Annotated in this window: 4 protein-coding genes; all 4 read left to right on the top strand. The window is 37.3% G+C overall.

Annotated features, from left to right (window positions below):
- Positions 1 to 1313 (top strand): type II secretion system protein GspD (locus F6K22_RS29520; RefSeq protein WP_375340206.1); only part of this gene is annotated, 1313 nt, incomplete at its 5' end.
- 1457 nt (positions 1314 to 2770) lie between these two features.
- Positions 2771 to 3058 carry an HU family DNA-binding protein gene (locus F6K22_RS29515; protein ID WP_293106334.1) on the top strand — a complete coding sequence of 96 codons (288 nt, stop codon included), beginning with the start codon at positions 2771 to 2773 and terminating at the stop codon, positions 3056 to 3058.
- A 13-nt stretch (positions 3059 to 3071) separates the two neighbouring features.
- Positions 3072 to 4133, top strand: coding sequence for a threonine-phosphate decarboxylase CobD (gene cobD, locus F6K22_RS29510; RefSeq protein WP_293106331.1), 1062 nt, complete (start codon positions 3072 to 3074; stop codon positions 4131 to 4133).
- Positions 4134 to 4420: 287 nt separating this feature from the next.
- A partial coding sequence (locus F6K22_RS29505; RefSeq protein WP_293106329.1) for a dihydrolipoyl dehydrogenase family protein occupies positions 4421 to 5701 on the top strand: 1281 nt, incomplete at its 3' end.

The raw sequence follows: 5701 nt of genomic DNA, 5'->3' as shown, positions 1-5701 counted from the left end.
CCCAGGTTAATACCGTTAATATTCCTGGAACCGATCAGGCAATTACAAATACCGAAACCATTGAAAGAACTGTTATTCAACCACTGCGTTACGATCCCCAAGATGCTCCCCCAATATTGAAGGGTTTACAAGTAGTAACTGATAGCCGACTCAATAGTATTACCTTGGTTGGTCCACCACAAAAAGTACAAATAGCATCAGCCCAATTAATCCAGTTAGATTTAAGACAACGGCAAGTAGCTGTAAATGTCAAAGTTATAGATATTAACTTATCAGCAGATGAACAGTTTAATAGTAGTTTCTCTTTTGGAATCAATGATACTTTCTTTATTAACGATAATGGAGCTGCATCTCTAAACTTTGGTAGTCTTCAACCTCCTACTATTACACAACAAAATGCTAGTCCTCTTTCTCGTCCTGTAACTAATAACCCACTTGCTGGAAACGACCCCTTCTTTGATAGCCAACGTAGATTTGAAGTTCCATTTACAGGTATCCCTAATGTTAATCAGGGTAGAGGTACTTTCCTCAGACCAATAGCTCCCACAACAGGCGAACCTACAAGAGTGGGTATTACAGATTATGAACCTTCAGAAATAGATGTTAATGACGATGGGACGGTAGATATAACACTAGGAGAGGCAGAATTTGGTTTATTCCCCCAAATTTTGTATCCCAGAAGATTTTTGTCACAGTTGCGGGCTACTGTTACTAGTGGTAATGCTAAAATTCTCACCGATCCAACTTTAGTTGTTCAAGAAGGGGAAATAGCTAGTGTCAGGTTAGTTGAAAATATTGTGAAAAGAATTGAAAGTGATTTTACAGATGACGGAGGTGTGAGTCGAGAAACTAGAACTCCTGAGTTTGAAGATGTAGGTTTAACTCTAGCTATACAAGTAGAAAGAATAGACGATAACGGTTTTGTAACTGTAACAGTTAACCCAGAAGTAAGTTTTATTGCTCGAAGAATTGAAACAGATAGTGGCAACGCCAATGAATTTGCTACAGAAATTGCCAGGCGCAGGGTAGAATCTGGAAGAATCCGTCTGCGGGATGGACAAACTCTGATTATTTCTGGCATTATTCAAGAGCAAGAAAGGACAACAGTCAATAAGGTACCTATCTTGGGAGATTTACCAATAATTGGTACTCTCTTCCGCAGTAGTCAAAATGAAAATGATCGAGCAGAGACAATTGTACTACTAACCCCTCAAATACTTGATGATGGCGATAGGTCTTCTTGGGGCTATCGATATAATCCAAGTCCAGATGCTTTGCAAATGATGGAAAGAGGTCAGCCAAGACCACGCTAGATTTAGATTTAAGGGATGGTTGATATTTCTCAGTTTGAACCATCCCAGTTTCGTTGATTATTGAAAAACTCAGACGATCTAGTTTTAATTACTATCCTGGGAAGCGAGCCTCGAGTAATCAACTAATTTCCATGTTTGATGATAGATGAGCCAAAAATCAGAGGGAAAAAATTTTCCCTTTCGAGTGCTTCACAGAATGATATTGGCAGTCCTAGAAAAACTCAGACGATCTAGTTTTAGCTACTATCTGGCAAAAACCAGGCTCAAGGAATCAACTAATTTCCATTTTTGATGATAGATGAGCCAAAAAATCAGAGGGGAAAATCTTGACTTTAGAGTGCTTCACAGAATGATATTGGCAGTCCTAGAAAAACTCAGACGATCTAGTTTTAATTACTATCTGGCGAAAACCAGGCTCGAGGAATCAACTAATTTCCATGTTTGATGATAGATGAGCCAAAAATCAGAGGGAAAAAATTTTCCCTTTCGAGTGCTTCACAGAATGATATTGGCAGTCCTAGAAAAACTCAGACGATCTAGTTTTAGCTACTATCTGGCAAAAACCAGGCTCAAGGAATCAACTAATTTCCATTTTTGATGATAGATGAGCCAAAAAATCAGAGGGGAAAATCTTGACTTTAGAGTGCTTCACAGAATGATATTTGACAGTCCTAGAAAAACTCAAACGATCTAGTTTTAGCTACTATCTGGCAAAAACCAGACTCGAGGAATCAACTAATTTCCATGTTTGATGATAGATGAGCCAAAAAATCAGAGGGGAAAATCCTGACTTTAGAGTGCTTCACAGAATGATATTTGACAGCTCAGAAAAACTCAAACGTCTTAGTTTTAATTACTATCCTCGGAAGCCAGACTCAACTAATCAACTAATTTCCATGTTTGATTATAGATGAGCCAAAAATCAGAGGGGAAAAATTTTTACTAGGGAGTGCTTCACAGAATGATATTGGCAGTCCTAGAAAAACTCAGACGATCTAGTTATCGCTCAATATCTATCCATAAGATATTTCTAACATAGAAAAAGAGTCCCCTAATGAATCTAGACGAGTTTTTTGGGCCAAAAAAATGAATAAAAGTTAAAGAAGTCTTGAAATCTACAGAAATTAAAGGTTTTACCGCTACATATTACCCAATCAGAGATTAGAATAAACCAGTGAAAGCTAGATTCTATGGGGTTTTCAGCAAAAAAAATATCAAGTTCTTCCTAAGACAGCCACTTATGATCTGCCAGAGGATCTGGGAAAGCATTATCAGTTAAAGGGTTTGAGGTTTTGGTAAGAATTAGAAAAGGGTACAGTTAATAGCAAGCAAAAAGCCTAGTAACTGAAAAACCTACTAACAAGACCCCAAAACTTTGCTGACTTGAATTTAGGATTTACTGGTTGCTAACCAAACCCTGCTAGAATGTTTCGTCCAAATAAAAAAGGAGTATTTCAATGAACAAAGGTGAATTAGTAGACGCAATTGCTAAAAAAGCTGAAGTCACTAAAAAACAAGCCGATGCTGTACTAAGTGCAGCCCTAGAAGCTATCATGGATGCTGTGGCCGAAGGGGATAAAGTTACCCTAGTTGGCTTTGGTTCATTTGAATCAAGAGAACGTAAAGCCCGGGAAGGTCGTAATCCCAAAACAGGTGACAAAATGGAAATACCTGAAACTACAGTACCTGCCTTTTCTGCGGGTAAATCTTTCAAAGAATTAGTCGCCGAAAGGAACGGTAAATAAATAGAATCCAGCTTTGACTAAACCAGTACACGGAGGAAATTTAGCTTGGGCAGCCACAATAGCAGGTTGTCCAATATCTGCTATTTTGGATTTCTCAGCTAGTATTAATCCTCTGGGGCCACCTGATTCTGCCATTAATGCCATTCAAACTAATATCAGCAAACTTAGAGCTTACCCAGACCCTAATTATCAGGAGTTAAAGAAAGCTCTAAGTTTGAGTCATCCTCCTCTTACTTCAGAGTGGATTTTGCCTGGCAATGGTGCAGCCGAATTATTAACTTGGGCAGCTCTAGAATTGTCAAAGCTGGAAACAACTTATTTAGTAGTGCCTGCTTTTGGTGACTATCGACGCGCCCTGAAAACTTTTACAGCTAATGTAGTTGAATATCCCCTAACAATAGGGGAATGGAAATTAGAGAAGCTGGAAATAGAAGCTGATACAAATAAAGGACTACTGCTCAATAATCCTCACAATCCGACGGGAATGTTGATGGAGCTAGAAACAATAGTCCCTTATTTAGAAAAGTTTGGTTTGGTAGTGGTAGATGAAGCATTTATGGACTTCTTACCACCACCCCAACTCCAAAGCTTAGTACCACTGGTGACCAAATTTTCAAATTTGGTCATTTTACGCTCTCTGACTAAATTCTATAGTTTACCTGGACTAAGACTAGGTTATGCAATTTCTCATCCTGAACGCCTCCAAAAATGGCAAAAATGGCGAGACCCTTGGCCTGTAAATACATTGGCCTTATGTGCGGCTAAAGCAGTTATTCAAGACCAAGCATTTCAACAGGAAACTTGGGATTGGTTAGCAGATGCTCGTCCTCAACTATTCGCTAGTTTGGCGGAGTTACCAGGTTTACAACCATATCCTGGTGCAGCCAACTTTTTATTAGTTCACTCTCAAAAATCTGTTGACGAGCTACAGATAAAATTACTGAAACAACATAAAATTTTGATTAGAGATTGTTTGAGTTTTGCGGAATTGGGCGATCGCTATTTTCGAGTCGCTGTCCGTACCCAAGAAGAGAATCAAAAGTTAATTGATGCTTTGGCAGAAATTTTGAAGTAAGGAATCAGAATGAAATTAAAATCTAGAATTTTTTTGAAATAACAGAAATAATAAGTAGCGCTTGGTAATCAACTCTCAAAGGCTTTACAAAGAAAAGATTTAATCTTTTTAGTATGAAAAAGTGTAAGGGTTTAAGTTGCTCTGGTTCAAAAATCTAGCAGAAAAGGCAGAATAATTGTAGAAAAATAAATGGAAGATGCTGCCAACTATTTCCTTGATAATTCCCATTTCTGCTAACTACTCCCTACTCCCTATTCCCTACTCCCTACTCCCTATTTTTATGAACTATGCTTGATTATGATGTAGTAATTATAGGTGGAACAATAACAAGTATTTATGCCGCTATTACCGCAACACAACTTCAAGGTCGTGTTGCTCTCATACAACCTTATACCACAGAAATCAATACAACTAATTCTCCTCTTTTTAGCAATACTCAAGGATTCCATCACAACAAAATTATTAGTCAAATAGCGAATTTTGTAGAACAGATACATCACAAACAACAGTTTGGTATTTATCAAGACAGTGATGATTCAGGAAAGATTTCCGTTAAGTTTGAAGAAGCAAAAAAGTATGCTGATTATGTAGTTAATAATCAATTAGCAAAATACGAACCTGCTGTTTTAGCAGCATTAGGAATAGACGTAATTTTTGGTGAGGGAAAATTTGTCGATCGCCCTTACCTAGCTTTTGTAGTAAAAGGAAGACATCTATGTTCACGGACATATCTATTAGCTACTCCATCTCAACCTATAATACCAGCAATTCCAGGATTAAAAACTACTGGATTTATTACTCCCCAAAAAATTGAGCAACTTTCAAAACAACCTCAAAATTTAGTAGTTATTGGTGGCGACCCCAGTGGAATAGAAATAGCACAAACTTTTTCTCGGTTGGGAACTCAAGTAACTATAGTAGTCAAAAGTTCTCATATTTTAGGTAAGGAAGATTCAGAAGCAGCGTTTTTAGTTCAAGCTCAGTTAGAAGCAGAAGGTATTAGAATTTTAACTAAAACAGAAGTATCTCAAGTCAGAAAAATAGAGGATAAAAAGTGGATTTTAGTAGGAAACGAGGCTATAGAAACTGATGAAATTATCTTGGCAGCAGGTAATCAAGCAAACTTAGAAAATTTAAACCTAGAAGCAGTAGGAGTGAAGTTTAAAAATCACCATTTGTTGTTAAATAAAAAGCTGCAAACGACTAATTCTCGGATTTATGGTTGTGGAGATTTAGTAGGTGGATATTCATTTCCTCATATTGCTAATTATGAAGCGAAAATAGCAATAAAAAATATTCTCTACTTACCTATTTTTTATGTCAATTATAGTGGCATTCCTTGGGCAATATTCTCAGAACCACAATTAGCAAGAGTTGGTTTAACTGAACAACAAGCTAGACAACGTTATGGAGAGAATGTATTAGTTGTTCGGCAAAACTTTAAAAATATTGACCGGGCACAAATTTTAAGCAAAACAACAGGATTTTGTAAAATTGTCGGTCATCGCAATGGGAAAATTTTAGGCGTTTCACCAGTTTCTCAAGCCCCAACCCTTCGGAATTTGCCA

The sequence above is a fragment of the Okeania sp. SIO2F4 genome (assembly GCF_010672385.1).
Lineage (GTDB): Bacteria > Cyanobacteriota > Cyanobacteriia > Cyanobacteriales > Microcoleaceae > Trichodesmium.
This window is presented reverse-complemented; position numbering and strand designations above follow the sequence as displayed.